Origin of the sequence: Rhodococcus sp. RS1C4, assembly GCF_002258225.1 — a bacterium.
Classification (GTDB): domain Bacteria; phylum Actinomycetota; class Actinomycetes; order Mycobacteriales; family Mycobacteriaceae; genus Rhodococcoides; species Rhodococcoides fascians_E.
Genome location: NZ_NOXZ01000037.1, coordinates 176,676 through 200,058 on the forward strand (window position 1 = coordinate 176,676; position 23,383 = coordinate 200,058).

General features: G+C 64.8%; 19 protein-coding genes. 13 read left to right on the top strand and 6 right to left on the bottom strand.

Annotated features, from left to right (window positions below; all coding sequences use genetic code 11):
• The first annotated feature begins 2 nt into the window (after positions 1-2).
• On the top strand, positions 3-2,036 hold the full coding sequence (locus CH289_RS19555) for a cytochrome c oxidase assembly protein (protein ID WP_020111696.1): 2,034 nt from the start codon (positions 3-5) through the stop codon (positions 2,034-2,036).
• 18 nt (positions 2,037-2,054) lie between these two features.
• On the opposite strand, the gene CH289_RS19560 is transcribed toward CH289_RS19555, so the two are convergent.
• Positions 2,055-2,483 carry a MarR family winged helix-turn-helix transcriptional regulator gene (locus CH289_RS19560; RefSeq protein WP_020111695.1) on the bottom strand — a complete coding sequence of 143 codons (429 nt, stop codon included), beginning with the start codon at positions 2,481-2,483 and terminating at the stop codon, positions 2,055-2,057.
• A 117-nt stretch (positions 2,484-2,600) separates the two neighbouring features.
• Between CH289_RS19560 and CH289_RS19565 the strand changes: the two genes are divergently transcribed.
• The 7 genes from CH289_RS19565 to CH289_RS19595 all read left to right on the top strand — a co-directional run bounded on the left by CH289_RS19565 (position 2,601) and on the right by CH289_RS19595 (position 13,775).
• On the top strand, positions 2,601-4,364 hold the full coding sequence (locus CH289_RS19565) for an ABC transporter ATP-binding protein (protein WP_020111694.1): 1,764 nt from the start codon (positions 2,601-2,603) through the stop codon (positions 4,362-4,364).
• A 52-nt stretch (positions 4,365-4,416) separates the two neighbouring features.
• Positions 4,417-5,040 (top strand): IMPACT family protein, encoded by a 624-nt coding sequence (locus tag CH289_RS19570; protein ID WP_020111693.1) that lies wholly within the window; start codon positions 4,417-4,419, stop codon positions 5,038-5,040.
• Between the two features lie 171 nt (positions 5,041-5,211).
• Positions 5,212-5,748, top strand: a complete 537-nt coding sequence (ssb, locus tag CH289_RS19575) for a single-stranded DNA-binding protein (protein WP_020111692.1) — start codon at positions 5,212-5,214, stop codon at positions 5,746-5,748.
• Between the two features lie 152 nt (positions 5,749-5,900).
• Positions 5,901-7,580 carry an energy-dependent translational throttle protein EttA gene (gene ettA / locus CH289_RS19580; RefSeq protein ID WP_019664769.1) on the top strand — a complete coding sequence of 560 codons (1,680 nt, stop codon included), beginning with the start codon at positions 5,901-5,903 and terminating at the stop codon, positions 7,578-7,580.
• Between the two features lie 136 nt (positions 7,581-7,716).
• Positions 7,717-12,585 carry an NAD-glutamate dehydrogenase gene (locus CH289_RS19585; protein ID WP_020111690.1) on the top strand — a complete coding sequence of 1,623 codons (4,869 nt, stop codon included), beginning with the start codon at positions 7,717-7,719 and terminating at the stop codon, positions 12,583-12,585.
• A gap of 46 nt (positions 12,586-12,631) precedes the next feature.
• Positions 12,632-13,096, top strand: coding sequence for an acyl-CoA thioesterase (locus CH289_RS19590; RefSeq protein ID WP_020111689.1), 465 nt, complete (start codon positions 12,632-12,634; stop codon positions 13,094-13,096).
• On the top strand, positions 13,089-13,775 hold the full coding sequence (locus CH289_RS19595; protein ID WP_020111688.1) for a hypothetical protein: 687 nt from the start codon (positions 13,089-13,091) through the stop codon (positions 13,773-13,775). Before CH289_RS19590 ends, CH289_RS19595 begins: the two co-directional genes overlap by 8 nt.
• 7 nt (positions 13,776-13,782) lie before the next feature.
• Here CH289_RS19595 and CH289_RS19600 read toward each other — a convergent pair whose 3' ends face one another.
• Positions 13,783-15,366 (bottom strand): glycoside hydrolase family 13 protein, encoded by a 1,584-nt coding sequence (locus CH289_RS19600; protein WP_020111687.1) that lies wholly within the window; start codon positions 15,364-15,366, stop codon positions 13,783-13,785.
• A 263-nt stretch (positions 15,367-15,629) separates the two neighbouring features.
• On the opposite strand from CH289_RS19600, the gene CH289_RS19605 reads away from it, so the two are divergent.
• On the top strand, positions 15,630-16,118 hold the full coding sequence (locus tag CH289_RS19605; RefSeq protein WP_019664764.1) for a cupin domain-containing protein: 489 nt from the start codon (positions 15,630-15,632) through the stop codon (positions 16,116-16,118).
• Positions 16,119-16,128: 10 nt separating this feature from the next.
• Here the strand turns inward: CH289_RS19605 and CH289_RS19610 are convergent, their stop codons facing one another.
• Both CH289_RS19610 and CH289_RS19615 read right to left on the bottom strand, forming a co-directional pair.
• The gene (locus CH289_RS19610) at positions 16,129-16,524 is read right to left on the bottom strand and encodes a globin (RefSeq protein WP_019664763.1); all 396 of its coding nucleotides are present in this window, start codon (positions 16,522-16,524) and stop codon (positions 16,129-16,131) included.
• A 52-nt stretch (positions 16,525-16,576) separates the two neighbouring features.
• The gene (locus CH289_RS19615) at positions 16,577-17,551 is read right to left on the bottom strand and encodes a mechanosensitive ion channel family protein (RefSeq protein WP_020111686.1); all 975 of its coding nucleotides are present in this window, start codon (positions 17,549-17,551) and stop codon (positions 16,577-16,579) included.
• Between the two features lie 331 nt (positions 17,552-17,882).
• Between CH289_RS19615 and CH289_RS19620 the strand changes: the two genes are divergently transcribed.
• The 3 genes from CH289_RS19620 (at position 17,883) to CH289_RS19630 (ending at position 19,200) form a co-directional block, all read left to right on the top strand.
• Entirely contained in the window at positions 17,883-18,410 is a 528-nt protein-coding gene (locus CH289_RS19620) for an HNH endonuclease (RefSeq protein WP_020111685.1), read from the top strand.
• 72 nt (positions 18,411-18,482) lie between these two features.
• Positions 18,483-18,737 carry an aa3-type cytochrome oxidase subunit CtaJ gene (gene ctaJ, locus CH289_RS19625; protein WP_019664760.1) on the top strand — a complete coding sequence of 85 codons (255 nt, stop codon included), beginning with the start codon at positions 18,483-18,485 and terminating at the stop codon, positions 18,735-18,737.
• Complete coding sequence (locus tag CH289_RS19630) at positions 18,724-19,200, top strand: DUF5130 family protein (RefSeq protein WP_019664759.1); 477 nt, start codon at positions 18,724-18,726, stop codon at positions 19,198-19,200. The genes ctaJ and CH289_RS19630 overlap by 14 nt, the downstream gene beginning before the upstream one ends.
• 75 nt (positions 19,201-19,275) lie before the next feature.
• On the opposite strand, the gene pepN is transcribed toward CH289_RS19630, so the two are convergent.
• The gene (pepN, locus tag CH289_RS19635) at positions 19,276-21,852 is read right to left on the bottom strand and encodes an aminopeptidase N (RefSeq protein WP_094728431.1); all 2,577 of its coding nucleotides are present in this window, start codon (positions 21,850-21,852) and stop codon (positions 19,276-19,278) included.
• Between the two features lie 162 nt (positions 21,853-22,014).
• Between pepN and CH289_RS19640 the strand changes: the two genes are divergently transcribed.
• Positions 22,015-22,632, top strand: a complete 618-nt coding sequence (locus tag CH289_RS19640) for a mycothiol-dependent nitroreductase Rv2466c family protein (RefSeq protein ID WP_026347738.1) — start codon at positions 22,015-22,017, stop codon at positions 22,630-22,632.
• 72 nt (positions 22,633-22,704) lie between these two features.
• Here CH289_RS19640 and CH289_RS19645 read toward each other — a convergent pair whose 3' ends face one another.
• Positions 22,705-23,382 carry a DUF429 domain-containing protein gene (locus CH289_RS19645; protein ID WP_080733905.1) on the bottom strand — a complete coding sequence of 226 codons (678 nt, stop codon included), beginning with the start codon at positions 23,380-23,382 and terminating at the stop codon, positions 22,705-22,707.
• Position 23,383 lies beyond the last annotated feature (1 nt).

Sequence of the window (23,383 nt, forward strand, 5' to 3'; positions counted from 1 at the left end):
TCATGGCAGCACCAGACGTCGAGACCGTCGAGACACCACCGGCCGAGTCTCCGGGGACCGCATCGACCTCCGTGTTCGTGACGGCGGGATTGATCGGTGCTGTCGTTGCAGCGCTCGTCATCAGTCTGTCCGCGTCGGACGCGCTCGTTCTCCTCGGTATTCCCGACCCCGGTCCGGCCACCACGTACGGGCTTCCCGCCATCCGTGCCATCGGCGAGATAGCGGCGTCCATCGCCATCGGTTCCTTCCTGCTCGCAGCATTCCTGGTGCCTCCGCAGAAGTCCGGAGTGCTCGATGTCGGCGGATACCGCGCCGTGCGCACCGGATCGGCTGCGGCGATCGTGTGGGCTGCGTGCGCACTGGTACTCGTCCCGCTGACCTTGTCGGACACGTCGGGTCAGCCGTTCACCGTCGCAATCCAACCCAGCAACCTGTGGGTTGCCCTCGATCAGGTGGAAATCGCCGGAGCCTGGCGTTGGACGGCGATTCTGGCCGTGGTGCTCGCGATCGTCTCGCGGGCGGTACTGCGGTGGTCGTGGACGCCGCTGCTTCTGCTCTTCGCGCTCGGTACGTTGATGCCCATCGCGCTGACCGGACACTCCTCGTCGGGAGGTTCGCACGACGTCGCCACCAACAGTCTGATCCTGCATCTCGTCGGTGCGACGCTGTGGGCCGGCGGCCTCTTCGCCGTTCTTGCTCACGCCCGACGCCGGGGCGCACACACCGACGTCGCGGCCAGGCGATTCTCGGCCGTGGCAACCGTCTGCTTCGTCGTGATGGCAGCCTCCGGTGTGATCAACGCTCTGGTTCGTGTGTCCGTCGGGGACCTGTTCACGACGCTCTACGGTCGGTTGATTCTGGCCAAGGTTCTCGCCCTGGTCGCGCTGGGATTCTTCGGGTGGATCCAGCGGCGCAGGTCACTACCTGCTCTCGCATCCGACCCGTCGTCCCGAAGTGCGCTGATCAGGTTCGCCGGGGGAGAAGTTCTCGTTCTCGCGGCCACGATCGGCCTCGCGGTCGGTCTGGGTCGGACTCCGCCGCCGTCGGACGTCGACCCCGATCTCTCGCTGTCCGAAGCAGCCCTCGGGTACGACCTCCCGGATCCGCCCACCTTCGCCCGGCTGATGTTCGATTGGCGGTTCGACCTCATCTTCGGAACGGCCTCGATCGTGCTGGCCGTCGTGTACCTGCTCGGTGTTCGGCGTCTCCGTCGACGAGGCGACGCATGGCCTGTCGGGCGGACGATCGCGTTCCTCCTCGGGTGCGCGACGATGCTCGTGGCCACGTCCTCCGGTGTCGGCAAGTACTCGCCGGCGACCTTCAGCGTGCACATGGGCGCACACATGGCGTTGTCGATGCTGGTGCCCGTTCTGCTCGCACTCGGCGGCGCCCTCACGCTCGCCCTGCGTGCATTGCCGGTAGCGGGCAAGGACGGTATTCCCGGTCCGCGTGAGTGGCTTCTGCAGGCGCTGCACAGCCCGGTCTCGCGATTCCTGACGCACCCCGTCGTCGCGGCGGTCCTGTTCGTCGGCGGCTTCTACGTGCTGTATCTCGGTGGCATCTTCGGTGCTGTGCTGGACAACCATTCGGCGCACCTGCTGATGAACGCGCACTTCATTCTCAGCGGTTACCTCTTCTACTGGGTCGTGATCGGTGTCGACCCGTCGCCGCGGCACATCGAACCCATCACCAAACTGGCCATGGTCTTCGGGTCGCTTCCCTTCCACGCCTTCTTCGGCGTCGCGTTGATGAGCATGAACACCGTCATGGGTGGCTGGTACTACCGCACGCTCGGCTTGGACTGGAACGGCGATCTCATGGGCGACCAGAAGTTGGGCGGTGGTATCGCCTGGGCCACGGGCGAGATTCCACTCGTCCTGGTGATGTTGGCCCTGCTCATTCAGTGGTCGCGCAGTGACGATCGCAACGCCAAGCGCTCGGACCGCGCCGCGGACCGCGACCACGACGCAGACCTGGCTGCACACAACGCAATGTTCGCCGAGCTGGCACGACGCGATCGGGACAACGGGCGGTAACTGCATTTCTCCGACAGGTCAGAGCGGATCGGCCGTGATCTTGGCGAGAATGCGCTGAAGATCGTGGCGCTCCGACGGGTCGAGGGTGTCGAACAACTCGACGGCCACCTTCGCGCGGGCCGCGTCGATGTCACGTAGTCGGACCCGGCCGGTGTCGGTGAGCGAGACGAGGACAGCCCGTCGGTCGGCCGGGTCGTTCTCCCTCGCCACCAGCTCGGCGGTTTCGAGTGAGTCGACGATGTCGGTGGCTGACCGGGCCACGATGCGCAGGTGATCCGCCAAGGCGCGCAGTCGCATCGGGCGCCCTTCTCGAGCCAGCACGTGCAGCGCACGGCTCTGTGACGGATTGAGTCCGAACGGTTCGAGCGCGCTCATGTGGGTATGGCGGATCCGCCGCGCGACGGCCATGAAGGAATCGGCCAGGTTCGGGGTGTCTCCCGTGTGCATGTCGACAGCATAGCCGCTTGATCGCAACCTCATAGTGAGGTAACCTCTCGTTTATGTTCGTCGACCCAGGAGGTCTTCTTGGTACGCAATCAATCGAAAGTCGCCGACCCGGCCCCCGTGGGTAGGGTTCTGGCGCTGTTCCGTCCCTACCGCGCACGCATCGCACTCGTCACCTCGATCATCGTCGTCAGTGCCGTCGTCGCGCTCGCTTCACCACTGCTCCTTCGTGAACTGCTCGACCACGCCATCCCTGATCGCGACGTCACGCTCGTGACGCTGATCGCGCTGGGCATGATCGCAGTCGCCGTCGTCACCAACACCCTCGGCGTACTCCAGACCTGGATGTCCAACAGCGTCGGTCAGACGCTGATGCACGACCTTCGTGTCGCCGTCTACGGTCACCTGCAACGTCAATCTCTCGGCTTCTTCGCGCGCACCCGCACCGGCGAGGTGCAGTCCAGAATCGCCAACGACATCGGCGGAATGCAATCCGTGGTCACCAATACCGCCACGTCGATCGCCCAGAACGCCACGACGGTTGCAGCGACCGTCGTGGCGCTGTTCCTGCTCGACTGGCGGCTGGCGCTGTTCTCGCTGATCATCCTGCCGGTGTTCGTCCGCATCGCTCGAAAGATCGGCAACGAGAGACGAAAGATCTCGACGACTCGGCAGAAGCTGCTGAGCGAGCTGTCGGTTCAGATCGAGGAATCGCTGTCCGTCAGCGGCATCCTGCTCGGCAAGACGACGGGGTCGTCGGGCGTTCTCACGCAGCAATTCGCAGCGCGCTCCGACGAAGTCGCCGACGTCGAACTCAAAGCCATGATGGCCGGTAAGTGGCGCATGGCAAGCATGCAGATCAGCTTCGCCATCATGCCCGCGCTCGTCTACTGGTTCGCTGGAATCACCATCGGGAACGGCAGTGCGCTCACCGTCGGCACACTCGTCGCCTTCACGACCCTGCAAACTCAGCTGTTCAGGCCGACGATGCAGCTGCTGAGCACCGGCGTGGAAGTACAGAGTTCCCTGGCACTGTTCGGGCGCGTCTTCGAGTACCTGGACCTGCCGGTCGACATAGACGAACCGATCGCTCCGACCCTGCTCGCCCGAGAGGACGTGTCGGGGCACGTACGGTTCGAACACGTCGAGTTCTCCTACGCCGACGCCTCGCGGCCCGCGTTGTCCGACATCGACATCGACGTCCCCGCGGGCAGCACCCTGGCGCTCGTCGGATCGACGGGGTCCGGCAAGACCACGCTCGGATATCTCGCCGCGCGGCTGCACGACCCCACCCACGGCCGAATCACCATCGACGGCATCGACATCCGAGACCTGCCGACAGCTGTCGTCGCAGACCTGGTCGGCGTCGTGTCGCAGGAGACGTACCTGTTCCACGCCAGCATTCGAGACAACCTGCGGTTCGCGAAACCCGACGCAACCGACGCCGAGATCGAGCGCGCCGCACGTATCGCGCAGATTCACGATTTCGTCGTGGGCCTCGACGACGGATACGACACCGTAGTCGGGGAACGCGGCTACCGATTCTCAGGCGGCGAGAAGCAGCGTCTCGCGATCGCGCGCACGGTACTGCGGAACCCGCCGATCCTGGTACTCGACGAGGCGACCAGTGCGCTGGACAACTCGACCGAACGCGCCGTGCAAACCGCCCTCGACGAGCTGATGGTGGGGCGCACGACCATCATCGTCGCCCACCGGCTCTCGACGGTCCGGGCCGCCGACCGCATTGCCGTCCTCGACGGCGGACGCGTCGTCGAGATCGGTAACCACACCGAGCTCGTCGACAAGGGTGGTCGATACGCCGACCTGGTACACGCATCCGGCGATTCCGCGCACAACACCGTCTCGGAATCGGTCGCGGCGTGAACTTCTCGTGCCGAGGAGCTACCCTCGCGACACCGGCGAGAGAAGACCGACGATGTTCTTGACCGTCGTCGATCGAACTACCGCCGAGATCGAGGTGAAGAAGTCGCGATTTCTCGCAGTCGTGGCGCGGGCGGACACGGAGGACCGCGCACGAGCCGTGATCGCGGCCGCTCGACAATCGAACAGCGCTGCGCGGCATCACTGTTCGGCATTCGTCGTCGGCGACCTCCCCGGTAGCCGAATCGCGCGGGCCAGCGACGACGGTGAGCCCAGTGGTACCGCCGGAACACCGATCCTCGAGGTGTTGACCGGGCGCGAACTCACCAATGTGGTCGCCGTCGTCAGCAGAATCTACGGCGGAACGAAACTGGGCACCGGAGGGCTGGCGCGCGCGTACGCCGGGGCGGTCGTCGAAGCTCTGGCGACGGCCACGGTGCGTCGCAGGGTCCAAAGACGCCGTGTGAGAGTGGAACTCGATCACGCCGACGTCGGCAGGATCGAAGCCGACCTGCGTGCGCGAGGGATCGACATCGTGTCCGTCGACTATCTCTCCACGGCGGTGTTGACGCTCGCGGCAGCGGAGTACGGCATGATCGAAAGTGCCCTCGCGGGTTCCACCGCGGGCAGTGCCGAACCGGTACGACTCGGCACCGACTACGTCGACGCAGCCGTATAGCACGGCAACCCGACACCCCTCACCGCGAACCGGCGTTCGAGAGTCGGTTGTCCACAGGTACAGGCTCCATCCACAGATTTCGTTTCGGGGCACCGCAGGGTCGATTTTCGCGGCACAGTTCGACGTGGGTCGAGTGGTGCTCGGCCGAACACCGAAGCAAGGGGGACGAACATGTACGAGGCACAATGTGCGGTGGTGGGGACCGTGATCACCAACCCGGTCAAACGATCGACCGCATCCGGCGACGAAGTACTGAGCTTCCGGATGGCGAGCAACGCGCGCCGTCAGGATCGCGCGACGGGCGAATGGACCGACGGCGGGACGCTGTTCCTGACGGTGACCTGCTGGCGCAGGCTGGTCAAAGGCGTCGGAGGATCGCTCATGAAGGGCGATCCGGTCATCGCGTACGGCCAACTCAGAACGAACGAATACACGACGAGGGAAGGAATCGAACGGTCCGCGGTCGAAATGACGGCGAGCGCAATCGGACCCGACCTCGCCCGGTGCATCGTCAAGGTCGAACGAGCCAGGACCGTGATCGGTGGCGAGTCGGACGAACAGAGCGGGGCCACGGAATCGGGAGATCCCGGCGACCTCCGAGACAGCAGCGACACCGAGGAAGCGGACGGAGTTGAGATGGACGACGAGCCCGACTTCGACTCGTCGGACGCATCCGGAGGCGAGCGGACCGCCGCCGCTGTCTCGTAGGGGCCTTCCTGCGATGCGCGTGTCCGGACTCGATTCGAGGGTCGATCGGGTCCGGACCTGCATCGCGGCTGGATACGGCCGTCGTCGGTCGCGCGAGTCGGTCCGCGACGGCGATGGTGTCGGTGAGCCCTCGGACCGATAAGCTGGCCCACATGGCGGAATTCATCTACACCATGAAGAAGGTGCGCAAGGCGCACGGCGACAAGGTCATCCTCGATGACGTCACGATGAGCTTCTATCCGGGAGCGAAGATCGGCGTCGTCGGCCCCAACGGCGCCGGCAAGTCCAGCATCCTGAAGATCATGGCCGGGATCGACCAGCCAGGAAACGGTGAGGCATTCCTCGCGCCAGGCGCGTCGGTCGGCATCCTCATGCAGGAGCCGGAGCTCGACGACGCCAAGACCGTTCGAGAGAACGTCGAAGACGGACTCGGCGACGTGATGGTCCAGCTCAAGCGGTACAACGAGATCGCCGAGCTCATGGCAACCGACTACTCCGACGAGCTCATGGAGGAGATGGGTGAGCTCCAGGAGAAGCTCGACCACGCGGACGCATGGGAGATCGACTCGCAGCTCGAGCAGGCGATGGACGCACTGCGTTGCCCGCCGCCGGAATCGCCCGTCACCAACCTCTCCGGAGGTGAGAAGCGTCGTGTCGCTCTGTGCCGTCTGCTCCTGAGCAAGCCGGACCTGCTGCTCCTCGACGAGCCGACCAACCACCTCGACGCAGAATCGGTGCTGTGGCTCGAGCAGCATCTCGCTGCCTACGCCGGCGCCATCCTCGCCGTCACTCACGACCGGTACTTCCTCGACCACGTCGCCCAGTGGATTGCCGAGGTCGACCGCGGCCACCTCTACCCGTACGAGGGCAACTACTCGACGTACCTGGAGAAGAAGGCAGAGCGCCTCGAAGTCGCGGGCAAGAAGGACCAGAAGCTCCAGAAGCGACTCAAGGACGAGCTCGCCTGGGTGCGCTCCGGCGCCAAGGCGCGTCAGGCCAAGAGCAAGTCGCGTCTCGCGCGCTACGACGAGATGGTCGCGGAGGCCGAGAAGACTCGCAAGCTCGACTTCGACGAAATTCAGATCCCCAACCCGCCGCGTCTGGGCGACGTCGTCGTCGAGGTCAAGAATCTCGACAAGGGCTTCGACGGTCGCGTGCTGATCAAGGACCTGTCCTTCACGCTCCCGCGTAACGGCATCGTCGGCGTCATCGGCCCCAACGGTGTCGGTAAGACGACGCTGTTCAAGACGATCGTCGGACTCGAGGAGCCGGACGGCGGCGAGGTCAAGATCGGGCAGACGGTCAAGCTCAGCTACGTCGACCAGAACCGATCCGGTATCGACCCCAAGAAGACGGTCTGGGAGACGGTCTCCGACGGCCTCGACTTCATCACCGTCGGCAACTCCGAGTTTCCGTCGCGCGCCTACATCAGCTCGTTCGGGTTCAAGGGCCACGATCAGCAGAAGCCGTCGGGCGTGCTGTCCGGTGGTGAGCGCAACCGTCTCAACTTGGCGATGACGCTCAAGCAGGGCGGAAACCTGATTCTGCTCGACGAGCCGACCAACGACCTGGACGTCGAGACTCTCGGTTCGCTCGAGAACGCGCTCGAAGAGTTCCCGGGCTGCGCGGTGGTCATCTCGCACGACCGGTGGTTCCTCGACCGGACGTGTACCCACATCCTCGCGTGGGAAGGCGGGTTCGGTGACAACGAAGCCGCGTGGTACTGGTACGAGGGCAACTTCGAGGGATACGAGGCCAACAAGGTCGAGCGCCTCGGACCCGATGCCGCTCGCCCGCACCGGGTGACGCACCGCAAGCTGACCCGCGACTAGCCGCGAGCTGTCCGGCCTGTTTCGCCTACCGACGAGTACGCGAAACAGGCCGGACCACACGCCCATCGAGTGACGCCTTCCCCTATAGGCTCGTCGTTACGACGAAGAAGGTCCTCACAAGGGAGTGGTTCAACACATGCCGAACTCGGCGGGTACGACGGACATCGACTGGACGAGCGAACTGCCGGGGGAGTTGGTCACATCCCTGTCGCAGGTGAAGGCGGCGTACTTCGCGCACGTCGACTCGGCCGATCAGGACGGATCGATCGAGCAGGCCGAACGAACGATGTTCCGGCGTCACGTGCTACTCGCTGCGCGGCGTACCGCGGGGACCGCGAACATCCGCCTGTATCGCCCCGGTGCCGACAACTCCGACGGGACGTCGGGTGCGGTAGGGCTCGCACTGCAGATCGTCACCGACGACATGCCGCTGCTCGTCGAGTCCGTGGTGTCGCAGCTGTCTCGGATCGGAGTCGAGGTCAGCGACGTCGTCCATCCCATCCTCGACGTCACACGCGACGGCGACGACAGGTTGCTGTCCGCCGGATCGAGCAACGGGCCCGGTTCGGACGGGACGATCCGCGAATCCTGGATGCATCTGCAACTCAATCCCGCGGTGCCCGACGACGTCGCGGACACGGTGGAAGGCGCTGTGGCCGCGGTCTTGACCGATGTCCGCGAGGTCATCGCGGACACCGACGGGATGCGCCGCGTGCAGAGCGAGATCGCGGACGCATTCGAGGCCGCCGCCGCCGATTCCACGGACTCTTCCGCTGTTCAGCAGCGAGATGCCGCCGGCCTGCTGCGTTGGCTCGCCGACGGTCACTACACGTTGCTCGGTTACCGTCGCTACTCGGCCGAGAAATCCTCCGACGGATCCCTGACCGCGGTACCGGTCGCGGACAGTGGTTTGGGTGTGTTGCGGGACGATCACCGAATCGCTTCCGATACAAGCTCTTTGGATGATCGTAGCGACATCGTCACCCTCGTTCAGGGTTCCAGCCCAGCGACGGTGCACCGTGCCGTCTATCCCTACTTCGTGACGCTGTTCGACCCGTCGAATCCGGAGCTGGGGGAACATCGCTTCGTCGGTGTGTTCACCGTGACCGCGTTGCACGAGAACGTTCTCGACATCCCGGTGATCGAGCGGCGCGTCCGTTCCGCTGTCGATCGCGCCGGGTACGACCTGCAATCGTTCTCGGGCCAGGCGATGCTGGAAGTTCTCCAGTCCATGCCGCGGTCGGAGCTGTTCGCCACCGATGCGCATTCCCTGTACGAAACGGCGACGGCCGTACTTGCCCTGGGACGTCGGCGCAAGGTGAAGGTGTTCCTGCGCGAAGACGCGGGCGGATCGTTCGTGTCCGCGCTGGTGTACCTGCCGCGTGATCGCTACACCACACGGGTGCGACTGGCGGTGCAGAAGTGCCTGCTCGACGAGTTGGCCGGGTCCGGTATCGACTACACCGCCCGCGTCACGGAATCCGACCTGGCACTGCTGCACGTCACGGTCCGCCGGGACGACGAGCAGGCGTCCGCGCTCGATCTCTCGCGGGACAACGTCGACCGGATCGAAGCTCTGCTCACCGAGACCATCCGAACCTGGGAAGACGCGCTGTCGGAGGCGGTCTCGCGTATCGACTCGGCGGATACCGTCGTTGCCTCGCGCTACGCGGACGCGTTGCCCGAGGCCTACAAGCAGGACTTCCGGCCCGAGCGTGCAGTCTTCGACATCGTTCGTTTCGAAGCCCTGTCCGACGGCGCCATCGACATGCAGCTCTACCGAAACGCCGACTCCGAGGTCGGTAGCTGGCGGTTCAGTCTCTACATCGGAGGCAGGGGAGTATCGCTCAGCCAGGTGCTGCCCGTGCTGCAGAGCCTCGGTGTCGAGGTCGACGACGAGCGTCCTTATCCGGTGGTCCGTCCCGACGGATTGCAGTGTTGGATATACGATTTCGGGGTGTCCGCATCGCGCGAGATGTTGAACGCGGCGATCGACGGCGATCTCGATTCGGAGTTGCAGGGTGCCGGTGCGACCGATCGCGAATCGAGGGTCCAGCTGCGCTTCACCGATGCCTTCACGGCCGTGTGGGAGGGTCGGGCGGAGGCCGACAGGTTCAACGAACTGGTCATGCGGGCGGCCCTCGACTGGCGTCAAGCGATGATCCTTCGGGCGTACGCGAAATATCTGCGCCAGGCCAATTTTCCGTACAGTCAGTTCAACATCGAGGGTGTCCTGCTGTCGCACCCGCGGACCGCACGACTCCTGGTCGGGCTCTTCGAGGCGCAGTTCGACCCCGAGCGGGCGTCGGAATCCCGTTCCGAGGAACTGAGCGACGAGCTCCAGTCCTTGATCGACGAGGTCATCAGCCTCGACGCGGACCGGATTCTGCGATCGATCTTCGAGCTGGTCCGCGCGACGTTGCGCACCAACTTCTACGTGGTGGATGCGCACGGCACTCGGCGCGAGTTCCTCTCGATCAAGTTCGATCCGCAGAAGATCGCGGAACTGCCCAAGCCCAAGCCCACATTCGAGATCTTCGTCTATTCCCCTCGCGTCGAAGGTGTTCACCTTCGGTTCGGAGCCGTCGCCCGAGGCGGGTTGCGCTGGTCGGACCGTCGCGAGGATTTCCGCACCGAAATCCTTGGACTCGCCAAAGCTCAGATGGTCAAGAATGCGGTCATCGTTCCGGTGGGCGCGAAGGGCGGATTCGTCGTCAAGCGTCCGCCCGCGACCACCGGGGATGCTGCCGCTGATCGGACTGCGGCGCTGGACGAAGGCAAATCCTGCTACCGGTTGTTCATCGCCGGGCTACTGGACGTCACCGACAACCTCGACCGTGCAAGCGGATCGGTGATCCCACCCGACCGCGTCGTACGCCGAGACCGCGACGACACCTACCTCGTCGTCGCCGCGGACAAGGGAACTGCGACGTTCTCCGACCTCGCCAATTCCGTTGCCGCCGAGTACGACTTCTGGCTCGGCGACGCTTTCGCGTCCGGCGGCTCGGCAGGGTACGACCACAAGGCGATGGGAATCACGGCGAAGGGTGCGTGGGAGAGCGTCAAGCGGCACTTCCGTGAAATCGGCGTCGACACTCAAACCGAGGACTTCACCGTCGTCGGCGTCGGCGACATGAGCGGCGACGTGTTCGGAAACGGAATGCTGCTCAGCCGCCACATCGGGCTGTTGGCGGCGTTCGACCACCGGCACATCTTCCTCGATCCGAACCCGGACAGGGCGGCGTCGTTCGCCGAACGTGAGCGTCTGTTCGGACTCCCTCGTTCCTCCTGGGCGGACTACGATTCGGCATTGATCTCGCGGGGCGGCGGAGTGTGGGACAAGACCGTGAAATCCGTTCCGATCAGCCCCGAGGCGCGCGCGGCGTTGGGGCTGGGGGACACCGTGACGTCGTTGTCGCCCCCGGAGCTGGTTCGTGCCATCCTCACTGCTCCAGCCGACCTGCTGTGGAACGGCGGAATCGGTACCTACATCAAGGCGTCCACCGAATCGAACTCCGACGTCGGCGACAAATCGAACGACGCTGTCAGGGTGAACGGCAACGAGGTTCGGGCCACGGTCGTCGGCGAGGGCGGAAACCTCGGTGCGACGGCGCTCGGACGCATCGAGTACGACCTCGCAGGCGGACGGATCAACACCGACGCCGTGGACAACTCGGCGGGCGTCGACTGCTCCGATCACGAGGTCAACATCAAGATCCTCCTCGAGTCGGCTATCTCCGACGGTGTGCTGGACCGAGACGATCGCGACGAACTCCTCGCGTCGATGACGGACGAGGTCGGCCGACTGGTGCTGTGGGACAACTTCATGCAGAACGAACTGCTGGGGACCTCTCGGTTCGACGCGCCGTCGTTGCTCACCGTGCACCGACGGGTGATCGAGGACCTGGAGGAACGACGAGGGCTCGACCGCGAACTCGAAGCGTTGCCCAGCGAACAGGAGATCCGCACGCGGAAGTCGGAGGGCCGCGGACTTACCTCCCCTGAGCTCGCGACGTTGATGGCTCACGTGAAGCTGAGCCTGGAAAGTGATCTGTTGGCCAGCGAACTGCCGGACAGCGACGTGTTCGCCTCGCGGCTGCCGAAGTACTTCCCGGACGTTCTTCGCGAGCCCTACGCGAACGAGATCACCTCGCACCCACTGCGTAGGCAGTTGGTGGCGACCACGCTGACCAACGAGACCGTCGATCGGGGCGGCATCACCTTCGTCTACCGACTCGCCGAGGACGCAGGCGCAACGGGCACCGACGCCGTGCGTGCGTTCGCGGCTGCGACGGCGATCTTCGGTTTGGACGAGCTGTGGAACGACATCCGGACGGCGGGTATGCCGACGGCGTCGTCCGACGAGTTGTTGCTCGAATCCCGACGGGTACTCGACCGCGTCGCCCGGTGGTTGTTGACCAATCGACCGCAACCCCTTGCCGTCGGCGCCGAGATCAGCCGGTACGCAGGCAAAGTCGCATCCCTGAGTGCCGTCGTCGGCGAGTACATCGACACCTATCAGGCACGCGACGTCGAGGCCCGCGTGCAGGCAGCCGTCGAACGTGGTGCTCCGAGGGAGCTCGCGTCCGCGGTGTATCGACTGCTGGACAACTACAGTCTGCTCGACATCATCGACGTCGCGGACATCACCGAACACGACCCCGCCGAAGTCGCCGAGCTGTACTTCGCACTGGACGCGCACATCGGCATCGACTGGTTGCTGACATCGGTGTCCGGACTTGCCCGAGGGGATCGCTGGCATTCGTTGGCGCGGTTGGCGCTTCGCGACGACCTGTACTCCTCCCTACGGGCGATCACCAAAGAAGTTCTCCTGGGCGGCGAACCGCACGAAAGTGCCTCGGAGAAAATCGCGGAGTGGGAATCGACCAACTCGTCCCGCCTCGCACGTGCTCGCGCTGCGCTCCGCGAGATCTCGGACTCGGGAACCCTCGACCTCGCTACACTGTCCGTCGCTGCGCGGCAGGTGCGCAGTATGGTTCCGTAGCATTTTCTGCCCGTAGCGTGCCATCGACGAAAGAAGGACGACTGCTGTGAGTGTGCCCGCCGACCATCTGTCCGACCATCGAGAGCCGGAGGAACGCATCGGTTTTCATACCAGCGTGGATGTTCGCTGGTCGGACATGGACGTGTACCAGCACATCAACCATGCCCGCATGGTGACGTTGCTGGAGGAGGCGCGGATACCGTGGCTTCTCGTCGACGGACGACCGACGGCGAACCTGCGGCACGGCGCGGTCATCGCGGATCTGCACGTGAAGTACCGCGGTCAGCTTCGACACGAGGACGGCCCCCTGGACGTCTTCATGTGGATCGACAAGGTGCGGGCCGTGGATTTCGTGGCCGGTTACGAGGTGCGCGCCAACGGTGCGTCGCTGGACACTCCGGCGGCCATCATCGCGTCGACTCAGATTGCAGCATTCGACATCGACACTCAGAAGCTGCGACGCCTCACCGCTGAAGAGCGCGAGTATCTCGAGGGCTGGCAGCGTGTTTGAGCGTGTACTCACCATTCCGGACCCGGTCGAACGGGAGAATCTGACTGCGTTCCTCGGCAAGGCGCTGCGCCTCGACGAAGCTGCGGTGGTGCGCTTGAGGACGCGTACCGACGGGCGGCTGTCGGCCTGGGCATCGACGGGTTTCGACGCGCTCGCCGTGCGGGTCGTCGCCGGATCGATCGTTCCGGACGACACCTCGGCGGCAGCCGATCAGCTGATCGCGGCTCTCGGGTCGGCCGTCGACGGCAGAGTCGACCCGGGCTTCTCGATGGATTCGGCATGGAAGGGCGCGTTGCCTCCCGACCAGGGATTCGAGCATGTCGACGACGTACCTGCTCGGGTCTTGATCGACCTCGCTCAGCGCGGTGCTGCGCTGGCGAAGGAGCACGGGAGCAGCCACGGTCCGCCGGTGTCGCTGCTCGATCAGCAGGTCCTGCACGTCGACGGTGCCGCGGGCGGAGTGTCGGTCACGATGAGAACGGTATTCGCCCTCACGGCAATGGGTTTCGTGCCGCACACGGGGGAGGACCCGCTCAAGGCCGACGTCGACCTCGCGCGCATCGACTCGAACGAGATCGTGCGCGTGCGCGCCACCAAGGTGTGGCTACGCCTCGACGCGCGCTACGGCTCGGTCTTCTGCCGCCGAGAGAACGCGCTCTCCCTCACGGTGGAGCGCTGAAACGGCTCTAGACCAACCACGCTGCGGCGTCGGCGGGAAGTTGCCCGTCGACGAGAGGCGCGCTGGACATCAGGACCTCGCCCGGCGGGAGGGGGATCGGAACGTCGGTCGCGTTGAGGGCGCAGATCAGCCCGCCCGGTCGTCGGAACGCAAGGCATCCGGGTGGGCTGCCGTACCAATCCACTCCGGTTCCGGCGAATTCCGGCCGCAGTGCGCGGAGTTCGAAGGCCGACCGGTACAGGCTCAGCATGGAGTCGACGTCTTCGAGCTGTTCTTCCACCGTGAGCGACGACCATTCCGTGGGCATCGGCAGCCAGGTCGCCGGGGACGAACTGAACGCGAACGGCGGCTCGGTTCCTTCCCACGGGAGGGGAACACGGCATCCGTCTCGGCCACGCTCGGTGTGGCCGGAGCGCTCCCACACCGGGTCCTGCAAGGATTCGTCGGGCAGGTCGACGTTGGGAAGGCCCAGTTCGGCGCCGTTGTAGACGAACACCGTTCCTGGCAGCGCCAATTCGAGCAGAATCATCGCCCTGGCGCGGGCTGTGCCGCGGGCGCCTCCGCCGTAGCGAGTGACTTCGCGGACGACGTCGTGGTTGGACAGCGTCCACGTCGGGGTGCCGTCGACGAGGGCCACCGCGTCCAACGAGTTGGACACTGCGTTTCGAATGGCTGCTGCGTCGAACTCGGCTTCGGCCAGGCGGAAGTTGAAGCCGAGGTGCAGCTCGTCGGGGCGAATGTACTCACTGAACCTGACGTTGTCCTGCACCCAGATTTCACCGACCGTCGTCGAGCCCGGGTATTCGTCCATGATCTTTCGGATACCACGGTGTATCTCGTGCACGGCCGGATTGTTGAACCGTGGATCGGTGTCGTCGTTCTTCATGAGCTCGTTCGTTTCCAGGCTCATGTTCGGAAGGCCTTCGGGCTTGGCCATTCCGTGTGCGACGTCGATCCGGAAGCCGTCGACTCCCCGGTCCAACCAGAAGCGCAGCGTCGTGGCCAAGTCCTCGAAAACCTCGGGGTTGGTCCAGTCGAGATCGGGTTGTTCGGCCGCGAAGATGTGCAGATACCACTGTCCCGGCGTTCCGTCGGCTTCGCGAATGCGGGTCCATGCGGGGCCGCCGAAGATACTCGGCCAGTTGTTCGGCGGCTCGGAGCCGTCGGGTCCCTTGCCGTCGCGGAAGATGTAGCGGGCTCGTTCCGGACTTCCGGGAGCCGAGTCGAGCGCTGCGACGAACCACGGATGTCGGTCGCTCGTGTGGTTGGGCACCAGGTCCATGGTGACCTTGATGTCGCGCGCGTGTGCCTCTTCGATCAGCGAATCCATCACCGCGAGGTCACCGAACAGGGGGTCGATCACTCTCGGGTCGGACACGTCGTACCCGTGGTCCGCCATCGGTGACTTCATGATCGGGCTCAGCCAGATCGCGTCGATTCCGAGTAGTTCGAGGTAGCCGAGCTTGTCCCGAACGCCGCCGAGATCACCGACGCCGTCGCCGTTGGAATCGGCGAACGAACGCGGGTAGATCTGATAGAAGATCGCGTCCTTCCACCACGGTTCGGGCTGAGGTTCGAGTCGATCGGTCACAACGGTCAAGTCTGCCAAACGCGGACGCTCGACCTCGATCAGGGACCGGGTTGATCTTCGTCACCTCGTAAGGCTGGGGGCTCACGACCGGCCAAGATGCGGGCTCACGCCCGGCCAAGATGCGGGCTCACGCCCGGGCGGACGTGCGAGCGACGCTCAGGAAGGCATACCGTTTCCCCGGTTTCTCTCCCGAAAACAGCCGCTTTGTCCGATTGATGAGGTACCGTACCCGTCGAACCGGAACGAGGAGCACGAGGAATCACATGGCCGAGCAGTCGATCGAAGCAGTCCGTTTGAGTGAAGTGCTTCTGCAGGACAGTCCCATCGATCCGGACTGGATCCTCGAGGGCGAACCCCGCGCCCGCGTGGCCGAGTGGTCACGCAGCATCGACGGGACGACCACCACCAACGTGTGGGACTGCACGGCCGGTCGCTTCCGCTGGTACTTCTCGGTCGACGAGATCGTGCACATCATGGACGGCTCGGTGACGGTCTCGTCCGACGACCATCCTGAACGCACGCTGGTGGCCGGCGATGCGGCGCTGTTCCGCGCCGGCACCTGGTCCGAGTGGCACGTCCAGGACTACGTCCGCAAGCACGCAATTCTTCGCCAGCATCTTCCCGGCTCGCTCCTGCTCGCCCTGAAGTTCGCCGGCAACGTGCGTGGCGCACTCCGACGGGCGAAGGGACTCGGGCGCAGCGCCGCCCAGCCGACGACCGCGCAGCGCGAGGGATCTGCGCCTCGTCTGTGAGGACCGGTTCCTAGAACGACGAGTTGACCATGGAGTTGGCTGCCATCTCCATGTAGTCGACCAACTGTGCCCGGTGCGTGGCGTCGAGGACGGAATCGTCTATCGACGCGATGGCACTGTGCATGCACCGCAGCCATGCGTCCCGTTCGATCGGGCCGATGTGGAACGGCGAGTGCCGCATGCGGAGGCGAGGGTGCCCGCGTTCGTCCGAGTAGGTGCGCGGTCCTCCCCAGTACTGTTCGAGAAACATTCGCATGCGTCGCTCCGCAGGCCCCAGGTCTTCCTCGGGGTAGAGCGGTCGCACGACGTCGTCCTTCGCCACTTCCTCGTAGAACTTGGCCGTCAGCTTGTAGAACGTGTCCGCACCACCGACCGCGTCGTAGAAGGTCTGTTGCGGTTCGGTCATCGGTGCTTCTCTCCAGTCGTTCGAGGTCGGGCGGGGTGCGGCCGGGTGGTGCCTACTTTGCCAGGTCGACGATCGCGCCGGCCGGTCGGCCTTGCGGGTACGGGGCCTGAATTCCGGCGTCGTCGAAGGCCTGGAGAATCTCGCGGTGGAGCCGTCGCTGCACCGCCCACTGCATCCCGGGCCTGGTCTTGACGGTGATGCGGATGGTGACCGTGTCGGCGCTTACGGCGTTGACGCCGAGCATCTCGGGATCCCCGAGCAAATCCTCCGCGAACGCTCCCGATTCGACGACGTCGAGCGTCGCCTTCTCGGCCACCTCGCAGGCCTCGTCGAGATTGGCAGTGTGCGCGACGGGCAGGTCGAGAACCGCCACCGCGAAACCTTGACTCATGTTGCCCACGCGAAGGACCTCGCCGTTGCGGCAGTACCAGACGGTGCCGTTGACGTCGCGGATCGTCGTCACGCGCAGTCCGACGCTTTCGACCGTGCCCACTGCTTCGCCGAGATCGACGACATCACCGACGCCGTACTGGTCTTCGAGCAGCATGAAGATTCCGGAGAGGAAGTCGCGGACGAGATTCTGCGCACCGAAGCCGAGCGCCACTCCGACGATGCCCGCGGAGGCGATGAACGGGGTGACGTTCACTCCGACCACGTCGAGCACAGACAGTACGAACCACGTCAGAATGACGACGGACACGCCGGACTTGAGGACCGAGCCGATGGTCTTGGCGCGTTGGCGACGGCGTTCGGAGAGGATCGAGCTCTGCAGCGTCGACGGTGCACGCTCGCGCAGTGGTCGAAGAAGCGCAGGCGCCTTGTCCGACGCCGATCCGCTGCGACTGGTGAAACGGTCGATCAGTTTGTGCAGTACGAGTCGGAGGACCACCGCGAGCGCAAGGTAGCCGAGAACCTGTAAAGGTCTGTCCACCAGCCAGTCTCGACCGGTTTCGGTCAGTTCGAAGGCACGTGTGTCGAGAGACGAGCCCGTCAGGTAGGTCGATGAGTTCGATTCGAATACAGACACTTGCAGAGTCTACGGAAGGCGCGGATTCTCGCCACCGTGCTGGTAGCGGACCTGCTCGTTGGCTGTGAGTTCACCGATCGGTCATCACCGCGATCCGGAAAAGGGGTGTGCAGACCCGGCGTTTTCGTGTTCCACTGTGACACGTGTTCCGCGCAAGCCATGCGCGGACGCCGACGCTTTTGGGAGAACCGAAGTGAAGAACAAGCAACACCGACACCGACAACTCCCGCCCATCGATGTCCATGACACCGCAGACCAGCGGGAACGGATATCGGGGGCGTCTCCACTACATGTCGTTTCTCCTGGCGAGACGGTGTCTCCCAGCGACAACATGGTTCCTGCCTGGGTCAAGCGCCGAGTGCTGCTTCTGAACGCCACTTTCGAGCCCTTGACTGCGCTGCCGATGCGTCGCGCAGTGGTACTGCTTGTGTGCAACAAGGCCGACGTCGTCCACGACGACCCCTCCGGTCCATACATTCGATCCGCCGACTTCTCCGTTCAAGTGCCCTCGGTTATTCGTCTGAGGACGTTCGTTCGAGTGCCGTACCGGGCTCGCGTGCCGATGACGAGGGCTGCGCTGATGCACAGAGATCGTTTCCGGTGCGCGTACTGCGGCGCCAAAGCGGAAACCGTGGACCACGTCATCCCGCGGAGTCGTGGGGGCGAGCACTCGTGGGAGAACTGCGTTGCGTGCTGCGCCTCGTGCAACCATCGCAAAGCAGACAAAATGCTCAGTGAGCTGGGATGGACTCTGCGCGCGCAACTCGTTCCACCGAAGGGGCCGCACTGGCGTTTGCTCGCCAGCAACAAGGAACTCGATCCGTCCTGGTTGGCGTACCTGGGTGAGGGCGCGGCGTAGCGGCCGGTCTCGAATCGATCCGACCGGCCCCGCTGTCGCTTCGGGGTGAAAAGTCGACTAATCTCACACCCTGTGAGCATTCTCGAGACGATCCTGATCTTCGGGGTGATTCCGGCTGCGATCATCGGAATCATCGGAGCGTTGTCCTACGTGGGGGAAAGGCAGCCGGGTCTGGACATCACCCCGTACCGGTTGACCGACGAATGGACACGTGAACCAATTCTGTGGAGCGCGACCGACGAGGTGACACCGCACGGTGGCGGCCACGGCGATTCGCATGCATCCGCTGCAGATTCGATCGGAGGGTCGGCAAGTGGCAAGTGGTGAACTGGTCAAGAGTGACATCGACGCGGAGGACCTGCCCTACGGCTCGGCTCTGACGTCCAGCGGACGCGTGTCGGGTGCTCACGAGTTCGGAACGGCCAGCCCGGCGCACCTTCCGTTCGCCACGCAGGACCTCGTGTCCCTCGACGTCGCACTGACCGAGGCGACCCGGGCGACGCAGATTCGCTTCAACGTCTACCTCGGAGACCTGGGTGAGGACGTCGCCGCAGGTGCAGACGCGGTCTTCCCCGGAACACCGGACGCAATTCGTTCCGTGCTGATCGCCGTGGACCCGAACCACAAGGGCATCGAGATCCGCACCGGACGCCGTGTCTCGGATCGCGCGACCGACCGGGTGGCGCAGCTCGGCATCACTGCCGCAACGGGGCCGTTCCGTGACGGCAACCTCATCGACGGACTGGTCAGCGCGGTTCGTGTCATGGCCGCCGCCATCGTGAGCCCGTAGCCGTATCGAATCGACACGAAGAAGGCGCCGCCCGAAACCGCGGGCGGCGCCTTCTTCCTGTTTCCAGCGCGGTGCTTACGTCACGTCGAACTCGCGGGCCGCGAGCGAGCGCACGATGCCCGCGCGTCCCTCGATCACCAGACGCCGCAGCGCGGGAGGCAGATCCTTCTCCAGGAACGCATCCGCAGCCGCGACCGAGTCCGCACTGATCGACCAGGAGGGGTACAGCCCGACCACCACGGTCTGCGCGACCTCGCTGGACCGCCTCGACCACACGCCCTCGATCGAGTCGAAGTACCGCGACACGTACGGCTCGAGGAGCTCGCCCTGTCCCGGTCCGGCGAACCCACCGATGATCGATCGCGCGGTGATGTTGGGGACGGAATCGTCGTCGACGACCGTCGTCCATGCATGTTCCTTGACCTCGCTGCTCGGCCGAACGGCACGCGCAGCGGCTGCCGAACGAGCTCCGGCCGCAGTGTTGTCGCGGGCGGCCTCGGCGTCGATCTCGGGCGACTCGATGCCGTGGCTGTCGATCGCACCTGCTGCAGCGAGCGCCGACACCAGACGCCAACGCAGGTCGGTATCCACCTCGAGACCGCCGAGCTCCTGGCCGTCGACGTCGCCGTCCAGGAGGCCGCGCAACACCGCGACATGCCTGTCGGACAAGGCCGAACCGGTCAGCGAGTTGACGAACGCCAGCTGGTGGTCCGAGCCTGCGTCGGCGGCGCGCGCGAGCTCGAGGAGCGTGTCCGCGAACTCGGGCTGACCGTGCTCCTGCGCCCACTGCGGCTCGGCGTAGCTCGTGATGGCCGTCTGCGCCTGGAGGAGCAGACGCTGCACGACGCCGACCTCCGTCTCCGCACCGATACCGCGCTGAACGAGCGCGACGAAATCGCGTGCACGCATCTCGGCCTGGCGAGTCATCTCCCACGCGGCCGACCACGCAAGGGTGCGGGGGAGTGATTCCGCGATGTCGCCGATACGGGCGAGCAGAACGTCGAGAGACTCCGGATCGAGACGCACGGCGCAGTAGGTGAGGTCGTCGTCGTTGACGAGAACCAGCTTGCCCCGCGACACACCCACCAGTGACGGAACGTCGGTGCTGTCCGACGCCTCCAGGTCGATCTCGACACGCTCGGTACGCACCAGCTTGCCGTCGTCTCCGTCGTCGTAGATGCCGATTGCGATCCGGTGCACTCGATGCTCGCCTGCGCCGGGTGCTGCGCCGCTCTGCTTCACCGCGAAGCGGGTGAACTTGCCGTCTGCGTCGACGTCGAAGTCAGGGCTCAGGGTGTTGAGTCCGGTCGTGCGGAGCCATTGGCTGCCCCAATCCGACAGGTCCCGACCGGACGACCGCTCCAGTGCGGTGAGGAGGTCGGAGAACGTGGCGTTGCCGAAGGCGTGGTCGACGAAGTACGCACGCAGGCCGGCGAGGAAATCCTCCTTGCCGACATAGGCGACGAGTTGCTTCAGAACGCTCGCACCCTTGGCGTACGTGATGCCGTCGAAGTTGACCTCGACCGCGGCCAGATCGGGAATGTCGGCTGCGATGGGGTGTGTCGACGGCAGCTGATCCTGCCGGTAGGCCCACGACTTCTCGACGTTGGCGAACGTGGTCCATGCGTTGGTGTACTCGGTGGCCTCGGACTGGCACAGGACCGATGCGAACGTCGCGAACGACTCGTTGAGCCACAGGTCGTCCCACCACGTCATCGTCACGAGGTCGCCGAACCACATGTGCGCCATCTCGTGCAGAACCGTTTCGGCGCGGCGTTCGTAGGAGTACCGGGTGACCTTGGAGCGGAAGACGTAGTCCTCCAGGAAGGTGACGGCGCCCGCGTTCTCCATTGCGCCCGCGTTGAACTCGGGCACGAACAACTGATCGTACTTGCCGAACGCGTAGGGGGTGCCGAAGTTGGCGTGGTAGAAACCGAATCCCTGCTTGGTCTCGGTGAACAACCTCTCGTGATCCATGTGCTCGGCAAGCGATGCGCGGCAGTAGATTCCGAGCGGGATGGTGCCGTGCTCGTCGGTGTAGGAATCCGTCCACTCCGCGTACGGGCCGGCGATCAGCGCCACCAGATACGTGCTCATCAGTGGGGTGGTGTCGAAAACGTGTTCTCCCGCAGCGGGTTCCGCGGCATGCGCAGCGTTGGAGATGACCTTCCAGCTGTCCGGAGCGGTGACCTTCAGATCGAATGTCGCCTTCAGATCCGGCTGGTCGAAGCAGGCGAACATCCGCTTGGCATCCGCCGTCTCGAACTGAGAGTAGAGATACACCGAGCCGTCGGACGGGTCGACGAACCGGTGCAGACCCTCACCGGTGTGGGAATAGACACAGTCTGCGACGACGACGAGTTCGTTGTCCTCGGCGAGGTCGTCGAGCGCTATCCCCGTCTCCTCGTCGTAGCCCGAAACGTCGAGGTCCACCCCGTTCAGAGTGGCGGATCTGATGCCGTCGGCGACGATGTCGACGAACGTCGATGCGCCCGCCTGTGCCGCGAACGCAATGGTCGTCGTCGACAGGAACGTCTTCTCGCTGGGATTGCCGGACCCGTCGGTGAGGTCCAGGACGATCGAATAGGTGGAATTGCCGAGCACGGTCGACCGTGCGGCAGCTTGATCGCGTGTCAGGTTGGGAGCAACCACGTCAGTCATGCACCTTCTCGAGTAGGGATCGTGTGATGACACCATCCCATCACGGCGCGGGTCGGGCATGCTTGCGTAGGGACGCGGCGCGGAATTGTTCTGCCGCATCCTGGGTTGTTCTCGGTCGACACCCACTCGTATCTCGACACGAAGGAGCTTCACGTGAGCGGCAGCGGACAGAAGGACACCGCCGATTTCTGGTTCGACCCCCTGTGCCCATGGTGTTGGATCACGTCGCGGTGGATTCTGGAGGTCGAGAAGGTCCGCGACATCGACGTCAACTTCCACGTCATGTCGCTCGCAGTCCTCAACGAGGGCCGCGACCTCCCCGAGCAGTACGCCGAGATGATGAAGACGGCATGGGGACCCGTGCGAGTCGCCATCGCCGCGGCCCAGGAGAAGGGCGACGAAATCCTGTCGCCGCTCTACACGGCACTCGGTACCCGTATCCACAACGGAGGCAACAAGAATTTCCCCGAGGTGATCGAGCAGTCCCTCGCGGAACTGGGTCTGCCTGCTGAGTTGGCGAAGGCAGCCGACAGCACCGAGTACGACGAAGCGCTGCGCACCAGCCACCACGCGGGCATGGACAAGGTCGGTCCCGACGTCGGAACGCCCACGATTCACGTCAACGGTGTCGCGTTCTTCGGGCCCGTCCTCTCCCGCATCCCGCGCGGCGAGGAAGCCGGAAAGTTGTGGGATGCCTCGGTCATCTTCGCGTCGTATCCGCACTTCTTCGAGCTCAAGCGCACCCGTCACGAAGACCCCGAGTTCGACTGACCCCAGGTGAGCGGAAATGTAGGTCAGGACTTACTGCTCGAGTTCAGGACATGCATTTTCGCTCACAGCGGGTCAGGCGACGATGCGATCGACGCCGTCGGACGTGCCGAAGTATCGGTGCTTCCCACGGCTGAAACGCCACGCGGACCAGGCAGCCGCGGCGGCGTCGAGCGCGTCGTCGGCTGCGGGCTCGACCGGCAGTGATGCCATGGCGTCGTGTACGGACACCGGATCCAGCCACGTGGACAGTGCGCTCAGACGCTGGCCGACGCCACGCGCGGACTTCTTCGACATGAACGACGTATCCGGTGCCATGTGCCGAAACGAGCATTCCGGGTGCACTTCCACCACCCGTTCGGGGTCGAAGGACACGTCCTGCCACTGCCGGACCGAGGACATCAGATACCAGGTCTGTTTGCTGATCGCCTTTCCGGTGATTCGTCTGGACACTGCGCACGCATCCTCGTAGGTCGTCGTGTCGAGAACAGCGCGTACCGGTGTGTGGAAGATCGACGATCGCGCCCGCCCGAGAAAACTCTTCGCTTCCAGCTCACTGGCCCGGTACCCGCTCTCGGGCAACGACAACGGCATGTCGACCCCGACGACGTCGCACCGACGTGTGGCGACCAGCACCGCCTGCACGTCGGGCTCGACGGACATCTGCAGATCCTGGCCGTCGAACAGTGCCACAACCCACTTGCCTTTGGCGCCGTCGACTCCGGCGACCGTTTTTCGTCCCTGAAATCCCACC